The organism is uncultured Microbulbifer sp. (assembly GCF_913055755.1).
GTDB lineage: Bacteria > Pseudomonadota > Gammaproteobacteria > Pseudomonadales > Cellvibrionaceae > Microbulbifer.
In genome coordinates this window covers 1-23,155 of the sequence record NZ_CAJXKH010000030.1, presented here as the reverse complement: position 1 = coordinate 23,155, position 23,155 = coordinate 1, and the positions used below count along the sequence as shown (strand labels likewise).

Annotated in this window: 18 protein-coding genes and 2 tRNA genes; 12 read left to right on the top strand and 8 right to left on the bottom strand. The window is 58.6% G+C overall.

Annotated features, from left to right (window positions below):
* Positions 1–26 precede the first annotated feature (26 nt).
* Positions 27–1,358 (top strand): sugar MFS transporter, encoded by a 1,332-nt coding sequence (locus tag QZ511_RS07250; RefSeq protein WP_295801134.1) that lies wholly within the window; start codon positions 27–29, stop codon positions 1,356–1,358.
* Positions 1,359–1,557: 199 nt separating this feature from the next.
* Here the strand turns inward: QZ511_RS07250 and QZ511_RS07245 are convergent, their stop codons facing one another.
* Positions 1,558–2,607 carry a LacI family DNA-binding transcriptional regulator gene (locus tag QZ511_RS07245; RefSeq protein WP_295801131.1) on the bottom strand — a complete coding sequence of 350 codons (1,050 nt, stop codon included), beginning with the start codon at positions 2,605–2,607 and terminating at the stop codon, positions 1,558–1,560.
* A 333-nt stretch (positions 2,608–2,940) separates the two neighbouring features.
* Between QZ511_RS07245 and pgi the strand changes: the two genes are divergently transcribed.
* The 11 genes from pgi to QZ511_RS07190 all read left to right on the top strand — a co-directional run bounded on the left by pgi (position 2,941) and on the right by QZ511_RS07190 (position 18,422).
* Positions 2,941–4,644, top strand: coding sequence for a glucose-6-phosphate isomerase (pgi, locus tag QZ511_RS07240; RefSeq protein WP_295801130.1), 1,704 nt, complete (start codon positions 2,941–2,943; stop codon positions 4,642–4,644).
* A gap of 42 nt (positions 4,645–4,686) precedes the next feature.
* Complete coding sequence (gene edd, locus QZ511_RS07235; RefSeq protein WP_295801127.1) at positions 4,687–6,519, top strand: phosphogluconate dehydratase; 1,833 nt, start codon at positions 4,687–4,689, stop codon at positions 6,517–6,519.
* A 54-nt stretch (positions 6,520–6,573) separates the two neighbouring features.
* Positions 6,574–8,031, top strand: coding sequence for a glucose-6-phosphate dehydrogenase (gene zwf, locus QZ511_RS07230; RefSeq protein WP_295801124.1), 1,458 nt, complete (start codon positions 6,574–6,576; stop codon positions 8,029–8,031).
* A 38-nt stretch (positions 8,032–8,069) separates the two neighbouring features.
* Positions 8,070–8,780 carry a 6-phosphogluconolactonase gene (pgl, locus tag QZ511_RS07225; RefSeq protein WP_295801120.1) on the top strand — a complete coding sequence of 237 codons (711 nt, stop codon included), beginning with the start codon at positions 8,070–8,072 and terminating at the stop codon, positions 8,778–8,780.
* A gap of 37 nt (positions 8,781–8,817) precedes the next feature.
* Positions 8,818–9,447, top strand: a complete 630-nt coding sequence (locus QZ511_RS07220) for a bifunctional 4-hydroxy-2-oxoglutarate aldolase/2-dehydro-3-deoxy-phosphogluconate aldolase (RefSeq protein ID WP_295801117.1) — start codon at positions 8,818–8,820, stop codon at positions 9,445–9,447.
* Positions 9,448–9,587: 140 nt separating this feature from the next.
* Positions 9,588–10,625: a type I glyceraldehyde-3-phosphate dehydrogenase gene (gene gap, locus QZ511_RS07215; protein ID WP_295801114.1), complete on the top strand. Its 1,038-nt coding sequence runs from the start codon at positions 9,588–9,590 to the stop codon at positions 10,623–10,625.
* Positions 10,626–10,765: 140 nt separating this feature from the next.
* Positions 10,766–12,202 (top strand): pyruvate kinase, encoded by a 1,437-nt coding sequence (pyk, locus tag QZ511_RS07210; RefSeq protein WP_295801111.1) that lies wholly within the window; start codon positions 10,766–10,768, stop codon positions 12,200–12,202.
* Positions 12,203–12,617: 415 nt separating this feature from the next.
* Positions 12,618–15,248, top strand: coding sequence for a TonB-dependent receptor (locus tag QZ511_RS07205; protein WP_295801108.1), 2,631 nt, complete (start codon positions 12,618–12,620; stop codon positions 15,246–15,248).
* 158 nt (positions 15,249–15,406) lie between these two features.
* The gene (locus tag QZ511_RS07200) at positions 15,407–16,441 is read left to right on the top strand and encodes a cupin-like domain-containing protein (RefSeq protein ID WP_295801104.1); all 1,035 of its coding nucleotides are present in this window, start codon (positions 15,407–15,409) and stop codon (positions 16,439–16,441) included.
* A gap of 138 nt (positions 16,442–16,579) precedes the next feature.
* Positions 16,580–17,296 carry a SapC family protein gene (locus QZ511_RS07195; protein ID WP_295801102.1) on the top strand — a complete coding sequence of 239 codons (717 nt, stop codon included), beginning with the start codon at positions 16,580–16,582 and terminating at the stop codon, positions 17,294–17,296.
* 91 nt (positions 17,297–17,387) lie between these two features.
* Positions 17,388–18,422 carry a sulfite exporter TauE/SafE family protein gene (locus QZ511_RS07190; RefSeq protein WP_295801098.1) on the top strand — a complete coding sequence of 345 codons (1,035 nt, stop codon included), beginning with the start codon at positions 17,388–17,390 and terminating at the stop codon, positions 18,420–18,422.
* A gap of 182 nt (positions 18,423–18,604) precedes the next feature.
* On the opposite strand, the gene QZ511_RS07185 is transcribed toward QZ511_RS07190, so the two are convergent.
* The 7 genes from QZ511_RS07185 to QZ511_RS07155 all read right to left on the bottom strand — a co-directional run.
* Positions 18,605–18,679: transfer RNA gene (locus QZ511_RS07185), tRNA-Gln, on the bottom strand.
* 37 nt (positions 18,680–18,716) lie between these two features.
* Positions 18,717–18,793, bottom strand: a tRNA-Met gene (locus tag QZ511_RS07180).
* Positions 18,794–18,898: 105 nt separating this feature from the next.
* Complete coding sequence (locus QZ511_RS07175; RefSeq protein ID WP_295801096.1) at positions 18,899–19,813, bottom strand: DMT family transporter; 915 nt, start codon at positions 19,811–19,813, stop codon at positions 18,899–18,901.
* 66 nt (positions 19,814–19,879) lie between these two features.
* The gene (gene ychF, locus QZ511_RS07170; protein WP_295801092.1) at positions 19,880–20,971 is read right to left on the bottom strand and encodes a redox-regulated ATPase YchF; all 1,092 of its coding nucleotides are present in this window, start codon (positions 20,969–20,971) and stop codon (positions 19,880–19,882) included.
* A gap of 50 nt (positions 20,972–21,021) precedes the next feature.
* Positions 21,022–21,627 (bottom strand): aminoacyl-tRNA hydrolase, encoded by a 606-nt coding sequence (pth, locus tag QZ511_RS07165; RefSeq protein WP_295801088.1) that lies wholly within the window; start codon positions 21,625–21,627, stop codon positions 21,022–21,024.
* A 43-nt stretch (positions 21,628–21,670) separates the two neighbouring features.
* Complete coding sequence (locus QZ511_RS07160; protein ID WP_295801086.1) at positions 21,671–22,300, bottom strand: 50S ribosomal protein L25/general stress protein Ctc; 630 nt, start codon at positions 22,298–22,300, stop codon at positions 21,671–21,673.
* A 243-nt stretch (positions 22,301–22,543) separates the two neighbouring features.
* Positions 22,544–23,155: ribose-phosphate diphosphokinase (locus QZ511_RS07155; RefSeq protein ID WP_295801084.1), on the bottom strand; the 612-nt coding region annotated here is incomplete at its 5' end.

The window sequence follows — 23,155 nt, the reverse complement described above, 5'->3', positions numbered from 1 at the left end:
GACAAGACCATAATAAAGGTGATTTTATGAATACCGCAGTCATTGCCCAGAGCGAAACGCGCAGCAGCGTTTTGCCGATGATCATCATCGGCCTACTGTTTTTTATCTTCGGTTTTGTCACCTGGCTGAACGGGGCGCTGATCCCGTTCCTGCAGACCATCTGTGAGCTGAGTGCCTTCCAGGCCATGCTGGTGACCTCTGCCTTCTACATAGCCTATACGGTGATGGCGCTGCCAATGGCTGCGATCATCGAGCGCACCGGATACAAGGCGGGTATGGCACTGGGCCTTGCCCTGGTTGGTGTCGGTGCCCTGATTTTCATTCCTGCGGCCTATAGCCGTATGTTCGGTATTTTTCTGCTGGCCCAGTTTGTGGTCGGCTCCGGCCTTACCATCCTGCAGACGGCGTCCAACCCCTACGTGGTCAAACTGGGTTCCAGTGAAACCGCGGCGGTGCGTATCTGCATCATGGGTCTGCTGAACAAGGGCGCCGGCATTGTGGCGCCGATCGTATTCGCGGTGCTGGTGATGTCCGGAATCAGCGGTATTTCCGAAGCGGAGTTGTCCGCGCTCGGCGCTACCGCCAAGGATGCCAAACTGGATGAGCTGGCGGGCCAGCTGGTTTCTCCCTACATCGGTATGGCAATTCTCGGCTTTGTACTCGCGGTGGCGATGATGTTTGCGCCGCTGCCGGATATCGAAGACGAAGTGGTTGAGGGGCAGGAAGAGGCGGCGGTAACCCTGTTCGGCCTCAAGCAGTTCCCGCAGCTGGTGCTGGGCTCCATCGCGCTGTTCTTCTATGTGGGTGTGGAAGTGATTGCCGGCGATGCCATCGGCCTGCTGGGCAAGCAGGCCGGTCTCGATACCGCCGCCGCGTCCATGCTGACTTCCTACACCATGATTTTCATGGTCATCGGCTACCTGTGGGGCACGGTTGCGATTCCGCGTTTTATCAGTCAGCAGACCGCGCTGCTGATCTCTGCAGTGCTGGGTATCGTGTTTACTTTCGCTGTGATGTCCGGTTCTCTGGAAAGCACTGTGCTGTCCGCTGCGACCCTGACCGTATTCGGCCTGCCGGAAATTCCCAACGCGGTGTTCTTTGTGGCGCTGCTGGGCTTTGCCAACGCCATGTGCTGGCCGGCGATCTGGCCGCTGGCGCTTGAAGGGCTGGGCAAGTTCACTTCCAAAGGCGCCGCGCTGCTGATCATGGGTATTTCCGGCGGTGCGATTCTGCCGCCGCTGTACGGGCATTTCGCCGATACCGGCGACGGCCAGGCGGCCTATATGATCGCCATCCCGGCCTACCTGTTCATCCTGTTTTACGCCCTGAAAGGGCACAAGATGCGCAGCTGGAAGTAATCCGGCTGCCATCGCGGCAAGTCAGTTTGCCTGTTTTCAGGAATATTGTTTAAAACGGATTTTTTGTTTCTCTCTTTGGTTCTCGTCATCTTTGCCCTCCTAGTGAGGGCATTTTTTTGCCTGCGTTATGTGTCTGCGCTATTTGCTGGCGAGAAGTGCACCCCGCGCGCGGGGTAGGCAGAGAAGTCGGGAGCGGGAGTCAGGGGGAGGGAGCATCGCCACTGGAATCGCGCACCAGCAGCTCCGGGACAAACTTTTTCGTGATGCCCGCGTCCTTGGCGGCGGACGCGCTTTCCGCGGCGCCTTTGCTTCTGGCCTTGTTCAGTACCAGCGCCGCGGCGCACTTGGCGATCTCGTTGTTGGGCTGGTGTGCGGTGGTCAGCTTTGGCCAGGTCTGGCGGGAGAAGGGGCTGTCCTCAAAGCCGACAATGGATAGCTGTTCCGGGATTTCAATGTGCATCAGACGCGCGGCAAACAGCGCGCCGGCCGCCATCTCGTCGTTGCTGGCAAAGATTGCGGTGGGCGGGTTGTCCAGCTGCAGTAGTGCCTTGGCACCCTCCACCCCGGAATCAAACGCATATTCCCCGGGAACGATGAGGCTCTGGTCGATCGCGATGCCCGCCTGCTGCAGTGCTTGCCTGTAGCCCTCGAGGCGGCCGTGAGTGGAAACGTGCTCTTCGCCGCCGCAGAGGAAGCCGATCCGGCGGTGGCCGTGCTCGATCAGGTGTTTGGTGATTTCGAATGCCGCCTCGCTGTCGTCCACCTGGATGCAGTTGTCTTCATCGCCCTGGGCCGCCTGACTGGAAACGATGCGCACGTAATCGAGCCCCAGTTTTTTTACCTCATCGATGACCGACTGGGTCTCAGAGAAGGGCGGGGTCAGCACCACACCCGCCACCTTGGAGTGTTCCACCAGTGCGCGCAGTTCATCGTTGACGGTTTCCGACTTGGAGTTGCTGGGGTGGATCAGCAGTTCGTAGCCGCGGGCCTTGCAGGCCTCGAGAATACCGTTCTGCATATCGATCACGTAGTAGGCGTTGGGGTTGTCGTAGATCAGGGCAATGGTGTAGCTGCGGGTGCCCGCCAGGTTGCGCGCTGCCAGATTCGGCTGGTAGTGCAGTTCCGCCACCGCATCCATGACTTTCTTGCGCGTGGCCGGCCGCACCGACGGCTCATTGTTGATGACCCGGGAAACGGTCTTGATGGATACCCCGGCTTTGGCAGCCACATCGTTGATGGTGCTTTTCATGATCGGCACTGTTTCCTTGTCTTGCCCAGCGGGGCAGTTTACCCCCTTAGGCTGCCGGGGACGATGGCTTTGTGGTCACAGGCCCGGCATGCCCCACCTCTATTGTGGCATTTATCGGCGATTGGCGGCCTTTCCGGTGTTTTCGCGTTTTTTCACATTTGGAGAAAAACTACAGGCCCGATTGACAGTGTCTGGCATCTGTGTGAATCTGGGCAGCATATGACAGCGTTGTCATTTACCTTGACCAGCTATCCGCAGAAACAGCTGGCGGGCGCGATAAGAATAACCGGCGCCGGCAGATTGCACTCTGGCGCCCAATTCAGGGGGCAGTCCATGACCATCTCTCAACTTCCCATCTGGCAGCAATTGCAGTCCCAGGCCGAGGCCATGAAGGGGCGAAGCCTGCGAGACCTGTTCACCGGGGACCCGGGGCGGGCGGCACACTTTTCGCTCGAATTGCCGGAATTCCTGCTGGATTTCTCGAAAAACCTGCTGGACCGCGATGTTTTTGTAAATTTATTACGCTTGGCGGAGGACGGGGAACTGCCGCGCTGGCGGGATGACTTCTTTGCCGGTCAACCCATCAATGCCACCGAGGGGCGCCCGGTTCTACACCCCGCACTGCGTGGCGCTCTGCCCAGGGATGTCGAGTTCAATGACCAGTCGGTAATGGCCGCTGTGGAGTGCGAGTTGGGTCGCTTGAAAAAGCTTGTAGTTTTACTACATAATGGCGACCTGACAGGCTACAGCGGCAAGCGGATTACCGATGTGGTCAATCTGGGCGTTGGCGGATCCCATCTGGGGCCGCAAATGGCCATCGAAGCACTGCGTGCCCACCGGAAGGGCGATGTCGCAGTGCATTTTGTATCCAATGTGGATGGAGCCCAGCTCACGGACGTGCTGGTCGGCCTGGATGCCGAATCAACCCTGTTTATCGTCTCCTCGAAGACTTTCACCACCAGCGAGACGATGACCAACGCCCGCAGCGCGCTGCGCTGGCTGGAGCAGGCGAGTGGCCTGGAGGCGGCCGAGCTGCTGAAGCAGCAGTTTGTGGCGGTGACTGCCAGCCCCGAGCGGGCGCAGGCATTCGGGGTGGCGCCGGAGCGGGTGTTCCGCTTCTGGGATTGGGTTGGCGGGCGCTTCTCGCTGTGGTCCGCGATCGGGCTGCCGATAGCGATTGCCTGCGGCTTTGAGAACTTCCGCGCGCTGCTGGACGGCGCCGCGAGTATGGATCGCCACTTCCGCGAGGCGGAACTGGAGCGTAACGCGCCGGTGATCATGGCACTGCTGAGCACCTGGTACTGCACCTTTATGGGCTATCCGGCGCAGGCAATTTTGCCCTACGAGCAGGCCCTGCACATGTTGCCGGCGTACCTGCAACAGGCGGACATGGAGAGTAACGGCAAGTCTACTACCCGTGCAGGGGCTGAGGTGGACTACGCCACCGGACCCCTAATATGGGGGCAGACGGGCATCAACGGGCAGCATGCGTTTTACCAGTACCTGCACCAGAGCCCGGAAATTGTGCCGGCGGATTTTATCGGCAGTGTGGCACCGGGGCACGACCTCCAAGGTCACCACGAAATCCTGCTGGCCAACATGCTGGCCCAGAGCCAGGCGCTGATGAACGGAGTCAGTGCGGAAGAAGTGGGGCGCGAGCTGGCGGCCAAAGGGCTCGGTGAAGCAGAAATAAAAAGGCTGACGCCATTCAAGGTACACAGGGGTGGAAAGCCCAGCAACACAATACTCTTGAAAGAATTGAGCCCCCGGTCACTCGGAGCATTGGTCGCGCTTTATGAGCACAAAATCTTTGTTCAGGGTGTGATTCTGCAGATTTTTTCCTTCGATCAGTGGGGTGTGGAGCTCGGAAAGGGTTTGGCTGCGGGTCTCGAGCCAAAGCTGGTCCAGGGTGACCTGGCCGCAGAAGACGCATCTACAGCACAGCTGATCGAATATTACCGCCGGGTCACAGCCGGCGCGGCCACACCAGCCGAGATGCCGGAGGCGATGACGGCAGACGCTGCTCAAGCGATGTAACGGCAACCGGTGGTGGGCTGATAAAAAACGAAGAGTTGAAAAATGGCAAAAAGTAACGTGGTAAACAGTCGTGTACAGGCGGTTACCGAGCGCATTGTGGAGCGCAGTGCGGAAACCCGGGCGAAGTACCTGGCCCAGGTCGAGCGCGCCCAGAGCAAGGGGCGCGCCCGGCACAAGCTCTCCTGCGGTAACCTGGCGCATGCCATGGCCGCCTCCAGCGATCACGACAAAAACCTGATCGCTTCCGGCCAGGGACCCAACCTGGCCATCGTCACTGCCTATAACGACATGTTGTCGGCGCACCAGCCCTACGGCACCTATCCGGAAATGATCAAGGCGGAAGCACTGCGCAACGGCGCAACCGCCCAGGTGGCCGGCGGCGTGCCCGCGATGTGTGACGGCGTAACCCAGGGGCAGCCGGGGATGGAACTGTCGCTGTTTTCCCGCGATGTGATCGCCATGGCCACCGCGGTTTCCCTGTCCCACGACATGTTCGATGGCAGTTTTTATCTCGGTATCTGCGACAAGATCGTGCCGGGCCTGGTGATCGGTGCGCTGTCTTTCGGCCACCTGCCGGCAATGTTCGTGCCCGCGGGGCCGATGCCTACCGGCCTCGCCAATGCCGAGAAAGTCCGTGTGCGTCAGCTGTACGCCGAGGGCAAGGTCGGCCGCAAGGAGCTGTTGGAAGCGGAAAGCGCGTCTTACCACAGCGCCGGCACCTGTACCTTTTACGGCACTGCCAACAGCAACCAGATGCTGGTGGAAATCATGGGGCTGCAATTGCCGGGCAGCTCCTTCGTCAATCCGGGCACTGAACTGCGCGATGCGCTGAATGCTGCCGCAGTGAAGCAGCTGGTACACAACACCGAGCCCAGCCAGTACACCCCGATTGCAAAAATCCTTACGGAAAAAGCCTTTGTTAACGGCATTGTCGGCCTGCACGCGACCGGCGGCTCCACTAATCACACCATGCACCTGATCGCCATGGCGCGCGCCGCCGGTATCCAGATCACCTGGCAGGATATGGCGGAGCTTTCCGAAATCGTTCCGCTGATGTGCCACGTCTATCCGAACGGTACCGCTGACATCAATCACTTTGCCGCGGCTGGCGGTATGCAGTTCCTGATTCGCGAGCTGCTGGGTGCAGGACTGTTGCACGGCGATGTCTCCACCGTGCTGGGTGATTCCGGCCTCGAGCCCTATACCTACGATCCATTCCTGAATGAAGACAAGGATGGGGTGGTGTGGCGCCCGACCGCGGAGGAAAGCGGCAATCCGGACATCATTCGCCCGGCCAGTGATCCCTTCTCCAGGCACGGCGGCCTGCAGTTGCTGGAGGGCAACCTGGGCAACAGCGTGATCAAGGTTTCCGCGCTGAAGCCCGGGCAGTTGAAAGTGAAAGCCCCCGCAGTGGTGTTCAATCACCAGGACGACCTGCTGACCGCGTTCAAGGCCGGCGAACTGGAAAAAGATTTCGTTGCGGTAGTGCGCTTCCAGGGGCCTCAGGCCAACGGGATGCCGGAACTGCACAAGCTGACGCCATCTCTCGGGGTATTGCAGGACCGCGGCTTCAAGGTGGCGCTGATTACCGACGGGCGCATGTCCGGCGCTTCCGGCAAGGTGCCCGCAGCCATTCACCTGTCTCCGGAGGCGGTTGAAGGTGGTGCTATCGCGAAGATTCAGGATGGCGACATTATCGAGCTGGACTCCGAGGCCGGAGTTCTGAAAGTCCATGTAAGTGATGAAGAACTGGCGGCACGCCCGCTGGCGGAATGCGACCTGTCCGACAATGCCATCGGCATGGGGCGGGATCTGTTTACCAATCTACGCGCCCTCGCCAGTGGCGCGGAAACCGGTGCAAGCATTCTTTTCTAACACGAATTCAGCGCGGGCCCGGTGCCCGCGCGTACTGTTTAAGAGCAGAACACAATGGCAAAAGCATTCGACATGGTACTGTTTGGCGGCGGTGGTGATCTGTCACTGCGCAAGCTGATTCCCGCGCTGTACCGCGCCTATATCGAGGGTGGCCTGGACAAGGGCACGCGCATCCTCCCGGTGTGTCGCCGTCAGGACGACGCAGACGCATATCTGCAGACCGCACAGCAGGCCCTGAAAACCCATCTGCGGGATGGGGAGTACAGCGACAAGAACTGGAAGAGCTTCAGCGATATGCTGCGCGCCGTGGCCCTGGATATTTCCAAGCCCGACGAACAGTGGGACGGCCTGGTGGATATCCTCGGCAAGGATACCAAGCGTACCCGCCTGTTCTATCTGGCGATTCCGCCGGCGGTATTCGGTCCCTGCTGCGAAAACCTCTCGCTCAAGGGGCTGATCCACGAGAATTCCCGGGTGGTGGTGGAGAAGCCGCTGGGCTACAACGCCAGGACTTCCGATGAGATCAACAGCAAGATTGCCGAGTACTTCCCGGAAGACAGCATTTTCCGTATCGACCACTACCTGGGTAAGGAAACCGTCCAGAACCTGCTGGCCCTGCGTTTCAGCAATGTGCTGTTCGAGCACCTGTGGGATGCCAAATCCATCGATCATATCCAGATCAGCATTTCCGAAACCGTAGGTCTCGAAGGGCGCGCGGGTTTTTACGATGACACCGGCGCACTGCGCGACATGGTGCAGAACCATTTGCTGCAGCTCCTGTGCCTGACCGCAATGGAGTCCCCCAACTCCATGTCCGCGCGCAATATCCGAGCGGAAAAAATCAAGGTTCTGGAAGCCTTGCGTCCGCTGACCGGGGAGAAGGTCGACAAGAACATCGTCCGCGGTCAGTACGTGGCCGGTGGCCTGGGCAAGGAACTGGTGCCGGGTTACCTGGAGGAGCTGAAGGCGGCCAACAGTACTACGGAAACCTTCGTTGCCATACGCGCACACATCGATAACTGGCGCTGGACCGGTGTGCCTTTCTATCTGCGCACCGGCAAGCGCATGGAAAAGCGCTGTGCCGAAATCGTCATCCAGTACAAGAAAGTTTCCCACCGCGTGTACCAGCCGGAAGCCGGTGAGGTACTGCCCAATCGCCTGGTGATTCGTCTGCAGCCGGAAGAGAGTATCAAGCTGGTGCTGATGGCCAAGAAAATGGACAGCCTCACCATGGAACTGCAGCCGGTGGAACTGAACCTGACGCTTTCCGATACCTACGACAGCTTCAAGAGTGACGCCTACAAGCGCTTGATGCTGGATGCCGCGGAAAATAATTCCGCGCTGTTTATTCACCGGGAAGAAGTGGCCGCTGCCTGGGCCTGGGTGGATCCGATCATGGATCACTGGCGCGAAACCAACAATCAGCCGCAGCTATACCGGGCGGGCACCTGGGGACCGCAGGCGTCCAATCAGCTGCTGGCAGAAAACGGTCACCACTGGTTCAACTGCTGACCGGCAATCGCCGTCCAATCAATTCACGGTTCACAGACATGGTTGAAGAAAAATTTTTTGCGAACAGGGAAAGGCTGACACTGGCGCTGACCAGTGATTGCGCCGAAAAACTGCAGGCGGGTATCAAGGCCAACGGCCAGGCTACTTTTCTGGTGTCCGGCGGCAGCTCGCCGGAACCGGTTTACAAGGCCCTGTCCAGGCGCCCGCTGCCGTGGCAGCAGATCAATGTAGCGCTGGTAGATGAGCGCTGGGTAGAGAAGGATGAGGCGGGCAGTAACCACGCGTTTATCGCCAACAGCCTGCTGCAGAATGAAGCTGCCGAGGCACCATTTCTCGGTATGAAAAACCCGGCGGCTACGCCCGCAGCGGGCGAGGCGGATTGCGAGCGGGCCTATCGGGAGCTGCCGCAGCCATTCGATGTCTGTGTGCTGGGGATGGGGAACGACGGTCATACCGCGTCATTTTTTCCGTACGCGGAAGGCCTGGACGAGGCCCTGGATCCCGCGTCCGGCAAGTTGTGCAAAGCGATCACGGCCAAACAGAGTGCGGTGACCGGGGCGCATACCGAGCGCATGACTCTCACCCTTGCGGCCATTTTGCAGGCGAAAGAAATCAAGCTGCTGATCACCGGTGAAGAAAAGCTCAAGGTTTACCGCGAGGCTCTGCTGGGTGATGACGAGCAGGAGATGCCGGTGCGCAGCATTCTCAAGCAGGGGCTGAAGCCGGTCACTGTTTACTGGGCACCCTGAACGGGAATTTGATCAGGAAAAAAATCAGGAAGTAATCATGCAACAGCAACTCGCACAAGTTTTGCAGCAGGCCGGAGTGGTGCCGGTTCTGGTTATCGATGACGTGAAAGACGCGCTGCCCCTGGCTCAGGCGCTGGTAGAGGGTGGACTCAACGTACTGGAAGTCACCCTGCGCACCGAAGCGGCACTGGCAGCTGTGGAAGAAATTGCCAAACACCTGCCGGACGCCCACGTTGGCACCGGCACCGTATTGAATGCAGTGGACGTGCAGCGCTCGGTGGATGCCGGTGCGACCTTTATGGTCAGCCCCGGTGCGACGGAAGCCCTGCTGGATGCAGCGGACACAACCAGTGTGCCGCTGCTGCCGGGTGCAGCCAATCCTTCAGAGGTTATGCGCCTGCTGGAGCGTGGCTACCACTACCAGAAATTTTTCCCCGCGGAAGCTGCCGGTGGAGTCCCGATGTTGAAGTCCATTGGTGGTCCCCTGGGCCAGGTGAAATTCTGCCCGACCGGTGGTGTCAGCCCGAACAATGCAGGCGACTATCTGGCCCTGTCAAACGTCGTCTGTGTAGGGGGTTCCTGGATGGCCGCGCCGAAATTGGTGGCGGAGAAAAACTGGGCCGAGGTCACCCGTCTTTCCCGTGAGGCGTCTGCACTAAAAAAATAATGTGTGACGTGGCTGGCGGCCGGGGTTGATCCGATGCTGGCTGCGCACTGAAGCATTACAGCCGATAGAGTGGGCCAAAGCCCGCCGGGCACTAGAAAGCAAATTTAATAATCCGAAAGTTCACAGAGGGTGTTAGCGATATGAAACTCAGAATTGCTATCAATGGATATGGCCGCATCGGCCGCAACGTAACCCGTGCGATTTACGAATCCGGTTATAACGATCGTATTCAGCTGGTTGCGATCAACGACCTGGCACCGGTTGAGGCCAATGCGCACCTGACCCGATTCGATACGGTACACGGTCGCTTCAATACGGAAGTTGCGGTAGATGGTGAAAACCTGATGATCGGCGGCGACCAGGTTAAAGTCTGCCAGGTGCGCAATCCGGCGGAGCTGCCGTGGGGCGAGCTGGAAGTGGACCTGGTGCTGGAATGTACCGGCCTGTTCACCGACAAGGCAGCGGCATCTGCGCATATGCAGGCGGGCGCCAAGGCTGTTCTGATTTCCGCGCCGTCCAAGGATGCGGATCTGACGGTGGTTTACGGTGTCAATGACCATAAGCTCACCGCAGAACACAAGGTGGTTTCCAATGCTTCCTGTACTACCAACTGCCTGGCCCCGGTAGCCCAGGCGTTGCACCGTGCGGTAGGTATCGAGCGCGGCTTCATGACCACCGTGCACGCGTATACCAACGACCAGAACACCCAGGATGCGGTGCACAAGGACATCTACCGCGCCCGCGCTGCGGCAGACAATATGATCCCCACCAAGACCGGTGCCGCCGCTGCGGTAGGTCTGGTGCTGCCGGAACTGCAGGGCAAGCTCGACGGCATGGCCGTGCGAGTTCCGGTGAACAATGTTTCTCTGGTGGATTGTCAGTTTATTGCCGGCCGTGAAACCACCGCGGAAGAAATCAATGCAATCATGCTCGACGCTTCCGGTTCCATGAAGGGCGGCGTCCTATCTTTCTGCGAGCAGCCGCTGGTTTCCGTGGACTTTAACCACACCACGGCATCCAGCCACTTCGATGCGAATCACACACGCGTCAATGGCAACCTGGTAAAAGTTATGGCCTGGTACGACAACGAGTGGGGCTTCTCTCACCGTATGCTGGATACCAGCCTGGCCATGGCAAAAGCCCTGCAATTGCAGAAGGCTGCCGCGGAAACCGCCTGATAGCGAAAGGCTGACCGTGAAGAGGGTGGTTCCTGGAACCACCCCGCCGGAGCGGGTGCAATACCCACTCCGGTTTCGCCGGCAGCGAAATAAGAAATACATCTGTCTCAAATCCAACCGATAAGCAAATACCGCCAATTATGATTCGCCATACAAAAATCGTTGCCACCCTGGGGCCGGGCACTGACAAGCCTCGGGTTATTGACGAAATTATCCGCGCGGGCGTCAACGTTGTACGTCTTAATTTTTCTCACGGCAGCGCCGACGACCATCGCAAGCGCGTGGAAGAGGTGCGCCGCGCAGCGGCCGAGCAGAACAAGCTCGTTGCGGTACTGGGGGATCTCCAGGGCCCGAAAATTCGCATCGCGCGTTTTGCCGAAGGCAGCATTTTTCTGGAAAACAATGCCGAGTTCACCCTCGATGCAGACTGCCCGAAAGAGGGGGGCAACCAGCAGCGCGTGGGTGTGGATTACCCGTCCCTGATTGCAGACTGCAAACCCGGCAATATCCTTTTGCTGGACGATGGCAAGATTCGTCTAGAAGTGACTGGCGGTACCAATAGCAAACTGTTCTGCCGGGTGTTGCAGGGTGGCAAACTGTCCAACAACAAGGGTATCAACCTGCTGGGTGGTGGCCTGTCGGCACCGGCGCTGACGGAAAAGGATTACCAGGATATCAAGCTGGCGGCAGAGCTGGATGTGGATTTTCTCGCGGTAAGCTTCCCCCGCAGCGGTGAAGACCTGGAAATTGCACGCAAAGCCATGCGCGAAGCCGGCAGCAATGCCGCCATCGTGGCCAAGGTCGAGCGCGCAGAGGCGGTCGGTAACGACGACCAGATGGATGAAATCATCCTGGCATCCGACGTGATCATGGTGGCTCGTGGAGATCTCGGAGTTGAGATCGGCGATGCGGCACTGGTCGGGGTGCAGAAAAAACTGATCGACCGCGCCAATGCCCTGAACCGCGGCGTGATCACCGCGACCCAGATGATGGAGTCCATGATCACCAGCCCGACACCCACGCGCGCTGAAGTCATGGACGTGGCCAATGCGGTACTGGACGGCACCGATGCGGTAATGTTGTCCGCCGAAACTGCCGCGGGAGACTTCCCGGTAGCGGCGGTGGAATCCATGGCGGAAGTGGTTGTCGGTGCGGAACAGTACCTGGGCACCACCAAACGCGGCGCGGCCAGCAAGTCCGGTTCCGAGAGTATCGACACGGTCATCGCCCAGGCGGCGATTGAGTCCGCGGCACGGGTGGAGAACCTGTGCGCGGTGGCGGCGCTGACGGAATCCGGTCGCACCCCGCGGATCATGTCCCGGGCGACCACCCAGCTGCCGATCTACGCTCTGACCCGTCACCCGCAGGTGGCCCGTCAGCTGGTACTTCTGCGTGGGGTGGAGCCGGTGGAGTTCGATCCGGCTTCGGTCCCGCTCGGGCATCTGACCGATGCAATCATCGAGGTACTGAGTTCCAGGATTGACCTGGTGAAAGGCCAGCGCATTCTGATTACCCAGGGGGAACGCCTGAATATGAATGGCGGCACCAGTTCCATGCGCATCAAGGAAATCGAGTAACCCTCGTTTCTGGCCCTCCCCGTGCAGGGGAGGGCACTTTCCTCACCTGTCCTTTCCTCATGTTTTTCCAAGGCCCTTCCCGCCGGGCAAGGCAAAAAGCGTGACCAGATTTCTTGTTATATTCGAGAGATGGCCTGGTAGTGCCTCTTTTCCCCTTTATATACGCCCGTGACTAGCCGCGGATTCCCGTGCAGGTTTGTCAGTTACGGCAGGTAAAAGAGGCCATCTCCGCCAAAATATCCACGGATTTTGTCCCGGAGGCTGTAGCTTTTTGGCCGTTTTCTGTGTATTGTCGATCCTGAGAATGACAGCGCTATCATAAAAACAGATGACAGCGCTATCATTTGGCGGTACAAGGTGAATAAAAAAGTTTCTAACCAAACCTTTATATCTATAAAAAAGGAAGGGGAAATCGATGCTCAAGCGCAACAAACTCGCTCTCTCGATCAGCGCAGCTGTACTCGGTGGTAGCCTCGTGGCTCCGCTGGCAGTTGCTCAGGACGCGGCTCTGGAAGAGATTACCGTTACCGGTATTCGTGCTTCTCTGCAAGACGCTCTCAGCACCAAGCGCGATGCCAATGCCATCGTTGATGCTATTTCTGCGGAAGATGTCGGCAAGTTCCCGGATAAAAACGTGGCAGAGTCTCTGTCCCGCGTCCCGGGCCTGGCGGTAAGCCGTGAATTCGGTGAAGGTGAAAAGATCAGCATTCGTGGTGCCGGTCCGGATTTGAACCGTACTTTGCTGAACGGTCAGACCGTAGCTACCGCCGACTGGTTTATCCTGGATGATCCTGCTCGCAGCTTTAACTACACTCTGCTGCCCTCCACTCTGATTTCCGGTCTGGAAGTGTACAAATCTCCGATGGCTTCCATCGACGAAGGTTCCATCGGCGGTACGGTTATCGTTAAAACCCGTCGCCCGCTGGATCTGGAAGCGAATGCGGTGAATATCGCGGTTGAAAGCCAGTACTCCGACAAGTCCGGTGAGAACGACCCGCAAGTTGCAGCTCAGTATTCCTGGAAGAATGAATCCGAAACCTTCGGCGTGCTGGTGTCTGCGGTCAAGCAAGACCGCTCAGTTCAGCGTGAAGGTATGGAAGTCCTTGGCTGGAACGAATCAGCTGATGATGCCTACAGCGTCCCGAGCCACATTGGTGTGGCCAAGTTTGAGCAGGATCGTGAGCGTGAAACCTTCTTCCTGTCCGCGCAGGCAGCGCCGACCGAAGAGCTGACTTTCACCTTCAATGCGCTCACTTCGGAGATGAGCTCCGACAACCAGAACCAGAACTTCCTGATTCTGCCGAACAATAGTCGTGGCCAAATCATCGATAACAGCGGGCTGAGCGGCGGCAACATCACCTCCTCCGAAGTTACCGATGGCACCGGTGCGATTTATATCGATTTCATCAACCGTATCTCCCGTACCGAGACCGAGTCTTTTGACTTCACGGTAGAGTACGAAACCGATGCGTTCAGCCTGACCGGTGTGGTGGGTAAAACTGCTGCAGAAGGCGGTACTTACCGTGAAACTTCCTGGGAGTATGTGACTGGCGAAGCTAATTACACCTACGACCTGAACAGCCGAGTGGTAAATACCGATCCTTCGACCACCGATGCTGAAGCCTTTGGTGCTGGCTGGATCTGGGGTGGCGAGCGTCCTACTACCGACGAAGAAACCTACGCGCAGATTGATCTGGATATCCCGGTCGAGATTGCGGCGTTCACCAATATCAAGACCGGCCTCAAGGTTCGCGAAGCAGAGCGCGCTCAGGAGCGTACCGTATACAGCTGGCATGCCGGTAGCTACCTCAACACCATTTTCGAAAACTGTCCGACACTGGCTACTTGTGGCCTGAACGCCAACGGCAATGTTTCCGTCGATGCCCCGGTCTCCGGTAATCTGACTCAGCAAATCGAGCAGAACCGCGACGTGATGGAAGACATCGCGTTTAACGGAATCAATGGTGTTGCTGCCGACTACGCTCGCTCTCTGGAACTCGCGCAGAACTGGGCAGTAGCTGAAGACATTACCTCGCTGTATGTCCAGGGCGATTTTGAAGGCGCAAGCTATCGCGGTAACGTGGGTGTACGTTACGTTCAAACTGAGCAGGCCTCCAGCGGCTACCAGTGGAACGACGATCCCAACAACCCGTCCTGGGGCTTCTACACCCTGGATCGCGCCTGGTTGGCCCCGGCAGAACTGAACTGGGTAACTGAAGATAACGACTACAGCGAAGTGCTGCCGAGTGCTAACTTCATTTACGACCTGAGCGATGACACTGTTGTACGCTTGGGCGCGGCCCGTGTTATGGCCCGTCGCAACCAGAGCGAACTGTCTCCGTTCGAAACTTTCGGTTCACTGAATCAGGCAAACCCGACTGGCCAGAAGGGTAATCCGCAGCTGGAGCCGATGCTGGCAAGCCAGTTTGACGCTTCTTACGAGTGGTATTACGACGATTCATCCTTGCTCGCAGCAACCTACTTCTTCAAGGATATCGACAGCTATACCTTCGGTGTTACCACGGTTGAGCCTCGTTACAACGAGCAGACTGGCGAGAATGTAGATGTGGCTTTCACCACGCCGACGAATGGCGAGGGTGGTACCACCAACGGTCTGGAACTGAGCTGGCAGCACGATTTCGATGGCTTCGGTGTGCAGGCTAACTACACCTACACTGATGCGAAGTCTGACCAGGAGCGTGACATTGCTCTGATCGGTTCTGGCCTGGTTGAAGGTGCTTCCGAGCACATGTACAACCTGACCGGCTACTACGAGAATGACTGGATGGGCGCTCGTCTGATGTACAACTACCGTACCGAGTGGTACAAAGGTCTGCACTACAATGGTGACGAGCTTTGGAATGACTCCTACGGTCAGTGGGATGCGAGCGTTAGTGCCTCGGTCACTGAGAACATCGACATCGTGTTTGAAGCGGTCAACCTGACTGACGAAGAGCTGGTCGAGTACAACACTGACGGCAATCGCCTGATGTCCGCTTACGAAAACGGACGCCGTTTCGTAGTCGGTGCTCGCATGTCCTTCTGATAGCTTTTCTGTCAGACAAAACCGGGTCACTGACCCGGTTTTTTTATGCGCGAAAAAAGTGTAAATGATCGGTGTTATAGTGCCCTGAAGGTAATAGCGGTAACCTGATGGTTATTTCGGGGGTGCCGCTGCAATCAGCAAGATTGGAGCCACCAATTATGGTAGATGGCATTTTTGAGCGGATACGGCCGATTCCGGAGGTGAGCTCGGTAAGTCGCGACTATTTCCAGAATTCCGTAGTTTCTGCGCACCAGCCGGTGGTTTTGCGTGGGTTGGTTGACGATTGGGAGCTTGTATCCCGGGCGCGAGAGTCCGATAAATCGCTGATTCGGTATCTACAGAAAAAAACCATTCCGGGCCCGGTGAAAACCGTTGAGGCGCCGAGGGATAGCGGCGGTCGCTATTTTTATACCTCGGATCTGAGCGGGTTTAACTTTCGCCGGGTTAAAACAACGTTTTATGAGTTTTCCGAGCGCTTGCTAAGGCAGAAGGGGGATCCAGATGCTCCCGTAGTCTCTCTGCAGAGTGCTTATACCGATGACTATTTTACGGATGTGCATCTGGAAAACCTGATGTCACTTATGGATGATTCTGTGCGCCCCCGTATTTGGGTTGGGGGAAAAACCATTGTGGCAACCCATCACGACGATGCTGAAAATATCGCATGCGTCGCTGCCGGAAGACGCCGTTTTGTTTTGTTCCCACCGGAACAGATCTCCAACCTGTATATAGGCCCAATCGACAAGACACCATCTGGCGCGCCGGTGAGTATGGTGTCACTGAATGAGCCCGACTTTGACCGCTTCCCCAGGTTCAGGCAGGCACTTGAACATGCACAGGTGGCCGTATTGAACCCCGGAGATGCGATCTATATTCCCGCACTCTGGTGGCATCATGTGGAGGCGCTGGATGAGATCAATGTGCTGGTCAATTACTGGCAGGGTGGTGCGATCGGAGGGGCAAGGGGGGCAATGCCGCTGGATGCGATGCTGCTATCCATGGCGACGCTTCGCGACCGCTCGGAACCGGTTCGCCAAGCCTGGAAAGCGCTGTTTGATTTTTACCTGTTCGGGAACGACAGCGAGGTGGCGGGGCACATCCCGGAGACCGCTCGGGGCTTTCTGGATAAGAGCGGCGAAGAGCGTTTGAATCAGATTCGCCCGTGGCTGCTGAAGCAGCTGTCGGAGGAGTGATCGCTCCGGTACGGGTGAGCACGGTTTTTACTGGCAACTTCCGCCTGACTGGTGTAACTTTTTGCTTCCGTTTTTGAGTATAAAAAATATACTGTCCGGGTTTTTTTAGAATAACTTCAAATTTCAATAAGGTGTTGTATGGCCACTGTAGAAGCCCCAAAAATCGTTCCTCTGCGCAGCGACGTCCACGGTAAGCTGAAAGTCCGTGAATTGGGGACCTTTGAGCACGTAAAGAACGCACACATGGTGCCGGTGACTGCTCATGAATTCGCCCGTTTGGGTGCGGAATACCCGATTGTTTTCGTCAAGAACTCCGATACCGACCAGTTCCAGTCTGTTGCGCTGCTGAGCCTGAAAGTAGGCGAAAACCTGTTTGTAGACGGCGAAAAGTGGAAAGGTGTTTTCGTTCCGGGCGCTGTGCGCAACCACCCCTTCGTTCTGGCTCCGGCCGGCGAAAACAAAGAGCAGCTGATGGTTGGCCTGATCGAGAACAGCCCGGTTGTTGGTGAAGAAGAGGGTAATGCCCTGTTCTCCGAGGCCGGAGAAGAGACCGAATACCTGAAGGCCAAAAAAGAATCTCTGGTTGGCTACCTGGAAAGCGACCAGATGACCAAGGCTTTCATCACCATTCTGGCGGAGAAGGACCTGCTGACTACCCAGAATATTGCGGTCAACGCGGGTGGTGAGAAGATCAACCTGACCGGTATTTACATGGTTGATGAGAAGAAACTGAGCGAATTGAGCGAAGAAGACTTTGCCGATTTCCGCAAGCGTGGCTTCCTGCCGCCGCTGTACGCGCAGCTGGGCTCCATGCACCAGTTCTCCCGTCTGGCCAAGATGCAGGCCGAAGCCTGATCTCTGGTGGGCGAGTCCCTCGGGGCTCGCCATCCTTCCGGGGGTTTCTTCTTCTTCTTTCCTGGACCCCGATGACACTCTCCCGCGCGCTATGAATTTCTCCCGCTATGCCGTCTGGTTGACCTTTCTGGGCATGTTTTACGGCCTGTGGGCGCTGTTTGTCTTTGGACAGGGGCTGTGGGGACTGGTGGCGGAGCACTGGCCAATGGCGCTATCCATGGCCATCGGCAGCTACGCCGCGGGCTCGACCCCGATGGGCGGTGGTACCGTGGGCTTTCCTGTTCTCGTGCTGCTGTTTGATATGCCCGCCAGTCTCGGGCGGGACTTCAGTTTTGCGGTGCAATCCATTGGTATGGTCAGCGCCAGTATCTTTATCTTCTGTCGCCGTCAGCCGCTGGCGTGGGCCATGTTGCGCGGTGCACTGCTGGGCAGCCTGGTGGCTACCCCGCTGGGAATCATTTTCTTTGCGCCCCTGGTCCCCGAGCTCTGGGTGAAGCTGGCGTTTGCTGTGATCTGGGGCAGCTTCGGTATCCTGCACCTGTACCGCCTGAATGAAATTACCGGCCACGATCACGCCGGCGACCCCCGCTGCCCGGCGGACTTCCGCGTGGGCCTGGTTCTCGGCGCGGTGGCCGGGTTCTCGGCTGTGTCGGTGACCGGTGTCGGGATCGATATGGTGGTCTACGCGGCGCTGGTTTTGCTGAGCCGGGTGGATCTGAAGGTGGCGATTCCTACCTCGGTGGTGATCATGGCGTTTACTTCGCTGGTGGGCGTTGCGGTGAAGAGCCTTTCCGGCGACTGGCAGCCCGGGGTACTGGGTAACTGGCTGGCGGCGGCGCCGGTGGTGGCACTCGGGGCTCCGCTGGGTGTGTTTGTGGTCGGGCTGATCGGGCGCCGGCCCACGCTGTTGGTGGTGGCTCTGCTGTGTGTGGTGCAGTTTGTATGGGCCTGCTTTTCCGAGCGCGCCACGCTCGGGGTGTCGGGCCTGGCACTGGCACTACTTGCGGTGCTTGTCTGCCTGGGCGGCTTTGAAGCACTCAGGCTGCTGGGGCTGCGTCGGGAGCGGTTGCGTATAGCTCGGGCTGTGGACTGTGGGGAAGAGGGAGTTGTTTCTGTCGCTACTTGAGAGGGTGTGTCAGGTATAAACAAGAAAGGCGATTCCGCAAGGAATCGCCTTTCTTGTGTATATGGCTGGGGTGCTAGGATTAGCTTCGCCTGCGGCTCGCTGGTCTCCGCTGGCTGCGCCAGCTCCGGCTCGAACCTGTCAGAGTGCGCTGCTTTCGCCAGACTCACTGCCAACTATAAATATGGCTGGGGTGGTAGGATTCGAACCTACGCATGACGGGATCAAAACCCGCTGCCTTACCGCTTGGCTACACCCCAGTAAAGGTGCTGTGAGGCTGGTCCTCACAGAGGAAAATGGTAGCAAGGGGGAGACTTGAACTCCCGACCTCAGCATTATGAGTGCTGCGCTCTAACCAGCTGAGCTACCTTGCCACAAACGTTCTCGGCTAACCGAGGGCGCGAATTATGGGGGCGAGGCCGGTGGCTGTCAACACCTTTTTAGTAAATTAATCAGTGGGTTAGCGCGCAATGTTGAAATCAGCGTCCGCGGCCGATGGCGGCGGTCAGCGAACCGAAAACCACCGCCAGCGCACCCAGCCAGCTGATCCAGTTCATGGGCTCGAGCTCGATAAAGCCGGGCCACAGGGTACCTATAAGGGTGCTCAGGGCCAGAGTCATCAAGGGCACCAGGGCCAGGGTGGCGCTTACCCGTGAGGCCTCCCACGCGGCCATGGCCTTGGCAAAGGCGCCATAGGCGATCAGGGTGTTTGCGGTGAGGAACAGCAGCAACGCCCACCCCAGGGTATCCAGCTGCAGCGCACTGCTGGGTGTGGCAATTGGCAGGAAGCAAAGGGTGCCTGCCAGATAGATCATCATCAGCAGGTTCTGCGGGCGGGATTCCGCGACAATCTTTTTCTGGAAGAGCCCGTACACGGCCCAGGTCACCGCGGCGATCGCCACCAGGCCGACGCCGATCAGGTATTGCGGGTCGTTGCCGCGCAGCAACTCCTGCAGGCGCAGGTTGAAGAACAGCGGCAGGCCGATACACACCAGCAATACCCCCATCCACTGGCGCGGCGAGAAGCGTTCTCCCAGCCAGATCACGCTGAATATCAACAGGAGCAGGGGAGCCAGCTGGATCAGCACCTGCAGGGCGCCCGGAGTGATGTAATTGAGTCCCCAGGCGTAGGCGATGTAATTGCCCAGCAGGCCGCCGACCGCCAGAACGGTAAAGGGCAGCAGCCTGCCGCGCAGCAACTGTCCCAGCGCCAGGTCACGCCGCCAGCCATAAAACGCACCGGCAAACAGGGCGGCGCCGAAGAAGCGATACCAGGTGACCGTGGTGGAATCCATATCCGCGATCAGGCCCTTCATGGCGATGGGCAGCAGGGCCCAGAGGAAAGCCGTGGTAAGCGCCAGCGGCAGGCCCACTTTCCAGTTGGATTGATACATAGCGTTGTCGGGATTGGGGGAGGGGGCCGCTCCCTGTGGCGGGAGCGGAGAGAGAAGCGGCTGCGATCAGACGTTAAAGCGGAAGTGCACCACATCGCCGTCTGCGACCACGTATTCCTTGCCTTCCAGACGCCACTTGCCGGCTTCCTTGGCGCCGGCTTCGCCCTTGTTGGCGACGAAGTCGTTATAGCTCACCACTTCAGCGCGGATAAAGCCCTTTTCGAAATCCGTGTGGATCTTGCCTGCCGCCTGCGGCGCGGTGGCGCCCAGGGGGATGGTCCAGGCGCGCACTTCTTTCACCCCGGCGGTGAAGTAGGTGTGCAGGCCCAGCAGCTGGTAGCCGGCGCGGATCACGCGGTTGAGGCCCGGCTCTTCCATGCCCAGCTCTTCCAGGAATTCCTGTTTTTCGTCGTCGTCGAGTTCGGCGATTTCCGCTTCCAGCTTGTTGCAGATCGGCACCAGTACCGCGTTTTCCTCTGCGGCAATGGCCGCCACGGCGTCCAGGTGTGGATTGTTCTCGAAGCCGTCTTCGTCCACGTTGGCGATGTACATGGTGGGCTTGACGGTGAGCAGGCTCAGCTCCCGCAGGTCTGCCAGTTCGTCATCGCTCAGGCCAAAGGAGCGCAGCGGTTTGGCCTCATCCAGGTGCGGCTGGACCTTTTCCAGCAGCGCCTTCATCTTGATCGCGTGTTTGTCCTGGCCCTTGGCCGCGCGGGTATAGCGCTGCAGGGCTTTTTCCACGGTATCCAGGTCTGCCAGCGCCAGTTCGGTGTTGATCACCTCGATGTCAGCCACCGGATGTACCTTGTTGGCCACGTGGATGACGTTGTCGTCCTCGAAGCAGCGTACTACGTGGGCGATGGCGTCGGTTTCGCGGATATTGGCGAGGAACTTGTTACCCAGGCCCTCCCCCTTGGAGGCGCCGGCCACCAGCCCTGCAATATCGGTGAACTCCATGGTGGTGGGGAACACGCGCTGGGGTTTGACGATTTCCGCCAGTTTGTCCAGGCGCGGGTCGGGCACCGGCACTACGCCAGCGTTCGGCTCAATGGTACAGAAGGGGAAGTTTTCTGCATCGATGCCGGCCTTGGTCAGGGCGTTGAACAGAGTGGATTTGCCCACGTTGGGCAGGCCGACGATGCCGCAAGTAAAACCCATGGTTTGAATCCTGTTGCTGAATAGGGGGCGGAAGCGTTGCCGCCCGCTATCTACTTTGCTTTGGAATTGGTGTGAAGCGCTTTCATGGCCGCGTTCCAGTCGCCGCTGGCGGCGCTTGGCAGCACATCGACAGCGCGGTCGATGGCTTCGGCCAGTTGGTCCTGCTCGACGCGGGGTGCGCGCTGCAGGACATAGTTCACCACGTCGCGGGCATTGCCGGGGTGGCCGACGCCGAGGCGCAGGCGCATAAACTCACGGTTGTTGCCCAGTGCGGCGATGATGTCGCGCAGGCCGTTGTGTCCGCCGTGCCCGCCGCCGCTTTTCAGGCGCGCGGTACCGGAGGGGAGGTCCAGCTCATCGTGAGCGACCAGAATGGCCTGAACGGGAATCTTGAAGAAGTTCGCCAGCGGGCCCACTGCCTGGCCGCTGCGATTCATATAGGTGGTGGGAATCAGCAGGCGGATATCCTGCCCGCCGACTCGCACGCGGCCGGTGAGGCCGTGATATTTGCTGTCTGGCGCGAGCTGGCTACCGTGGATACGGGCCAGCTCGGAGACAAAGTCGGCTCCCGCGTTGTGACGCGTCCGGTCATACTCGGGGCCTGGGTTACCCAGGCCGACGATCAACTGGATGGGCGTGTCGGGAGCCTTGCTCAAGTCAACTTACCTTTTCAGGGTGCCTGAACATCTGCCAGCGAGATTACTCGCCGGACTCTTCGCCTTCGCCTTCTTCGGCTTCAGCTTCTACGGCGCCGCGCGGCTTGTGTACGGACGCAACAACCAGGTCGTGGTCTTCGCCGTGGGCCAGATCTACGGACTCAACGCCAGCCGGCAGTTTGAGATCGGAGATGTGGATGGTGGCGTCCATTTCCAGGCCGGCCAGGTCCACTTCGATGAACTCGGGCAGCTTGGAAGCCGGCGCGCTGATGTCCAGCTCGGTCAGGGTGTGAGAAACGATACCGCCAGCCTTGACGCCTTTGCAGGACTCTTCGTTCAGGAAGTGCAGCGGTACTTTCACGTGTACTTTGGTGTCCGCGGAAACGCGCTGGAAGTCAGCGTGCAGCAGGATGGCCTTGGCCGGGTGACGCTGCAGGTCGCGCAGGATCACGCTCTCTTCCTTGCCGTCTACGTTCAGGGTCAGAACGGAGGAGAAAACAGCTTCGTTTTCCAGGGCCTTGAATACGTCCTTCTGCAGCAGGGCGATGGACTGCGGCTCGGCCTTGCCGCCGTAGATGATGGCCGGAACTTTCGCTTCCAGGCGACGCAGGCGGCGGCTCGCACCTTTCCCTTCGTCGCTACGGACGCTGGCATTCAGTTTGAAATCAGACATGGGGTAAACCTCAGGTTGTCTGTCCAGAAGGACCTGCGACCGGAACCTTCTGGCATTGCTATAAAAGGGGCAGAATCTATTGAAACGCCCAATAGTAAACGCCCGGCAGTGCCGGGCGGGCGCGTATTCTAAGGGCAAGTGCTGGGGATTGCCAGCGTATTGTCGCGGGTATGCGCGCAGTCTTCGCTGCGGGAGTCTGCCGGTAGGGCGAACTGCCGCAACTGGGGGTTACGAGCGGAACCCTTAAGAACGGAACATTGCCGACAGGGACTCTTCGTTGCTGATGCGACGCATGGACTCGGCCAGCATGGCGGAAAGAGTCAGCTGGCGGATCTTTGGAGCCTTTTCCATTTTGTCGCCCAGGGGGATGGAGTCGGTGACTACCAGTTCATCCATTACAGAATTGTTCAGGTTGTCGATTGCCTTGCCGGACAGGACCGGGTGAGTACAGTAGGCCACAACCTTTTTGGCCCCGTGATCTTTCAGTGCGGCGGCAGCGTTACACAGGGTGCCGGCGGTATCTACCATATCGTCCACCAGTAGACAGGTGCGGCCACTCACTTCACCGATGATGTTCATCACCTCGGCCACGTTGGCTGCCGGGCGACGTTTGTCGATGATGGCCAGGTCGCAGTCCAGGCTCTTGGCGACTGCACGGGCACGCACTACGCCGCCGATGTCGGGAGAAACCACCACCAGGTCTTCGTAGCTCTGGCGCTCGATGTCGTCCAGCAAGACAGAAGAGCCGTACACGTTATCCACAGGTACATCAAAGAAGCCCTGGATCTGCTCCGCGTGCAGGTCGACGGTCAGAACGCGGTCGATGCCCACGCTCACCATCATGTCTGCTACCAC

What these genes read in the sequence shown, in the direction of transcription:
- QZ511_RS07200 (WP_295801104.1), top strand. Translation starts at nt 15,407, where the DNA reads ATGGTAGATGGCATTTTTGAGCGGATACGGCCGATTCCGGAGGTGAGC.
- zwf (WP_295801124.1), top strand. Translation starts at nt 6,574, where the DNA reads ATGGCAAAAGCATTCGACATGGTACTGTTTGGCGGCGGTGGTGATCTG.
- ychF (WP_295801092.1), bottom strand. Translation starts at nt 20,971, where the DNA reads ATGGGTTTTACTTGCGGCATCGTCGGCCTGCCCAACGTGGGCAAATCC.
- pyk (WP_295801111.1), top strand. Translation starts at nt 10,766, where the DNA reads ATGATTCGCCATACAAAAATCGTTGCCACCCTGGGGCCGGGCACTGAC.
- pgl (WP_295801120.1), top strand. Translation starts at nt 8,070, where the DNA reads ATGGTTGAAGAAAAATTTTTTGCGAACAGGGAAAGGCTGACACTGGCG.
- QZ511_RS07220 (WP_295801117.1), top strand. Translation starts at nt 8,818, where the DNA reads ATGCAACAGCAACTCGCACAAGTTTTGCAGCAGGCCGGAGTGGTGCCG.
- QZ511_RS07175 (WP_295801096.1), bottom strand. Translation starts at nt 19,813, where the DNA reads ATGTATCAATCCAACTGGAAAGTGGGCCTGCCGCTGGCGCTTACCACG.
- QZ511_RS07205 (WP_295801108.1), top strand. Translation starts at nt 12,618, where the DNA reads ATGCTCAAGCGCAACAAACTCGCTCTCTCGATCAGCGCAGCTGTACTC.
- gap (WP_295801114.1), top strand. Translation starts at nt 9,588, where the DNA reads ATGAAACTCAGAATTGCTATCAATGGATATGGCCGCATCGGCCGCAAC.
- QZ511_RS07250 (WP_295801134.1), top strand. Translation starts at nt 27, where the DNA reads ATGAATACCGCAGTCATTGCCCAGAGCGAAACGCGCAGCAGCGTTTTG.
- QZ511_RS07195 (WP_295801102.1), top strand. Translation starts at nt 16,580, where the DNA reads ATGGCCACTGTAGAAGCCCCAAAAATCGTTCCTCTGCGCAGCGACGTC.
- QZ511_RS07160 (WP_295801086.1), bottom strand. Translation starts at nt 22,300, where the DNA reads ATGTCTGATTTCAAACTGAATGCCAGCGTCCGTAGCGACGAAGGGAAA.
- edd (WP_295801127.1), top strand. Translation starts at nt 4,687, where the DNA reads ATGGCAAAAAGTAACGTGGTAAACAGTCGTGTACAGGCGGTTACCGAG.
- pgi (WP_295801130.1), top strand. Translation starts at nt 2,941, where the DNA reads ATGACCATCTCTCAACTTCCCATCTGGCAGCAATTGCAGTCCCAGGCC.
- QZ511_RS07190 (WP_295801098.1), top strand. Translation starts at nt 17,388, where the DNA reads ATGAATTTCTCCCGCTATGCCGTCTGGTTGACCTTTCTGGGCATGTTT.
- QZ511_RS07245 (WP_295801131.1), bottom strand. Translation starts at nt 2,607, where the DNA reads ATGAAAAGCACCATCAACGATGTGGCTGCCAAAGCCGGGGTATCCATC.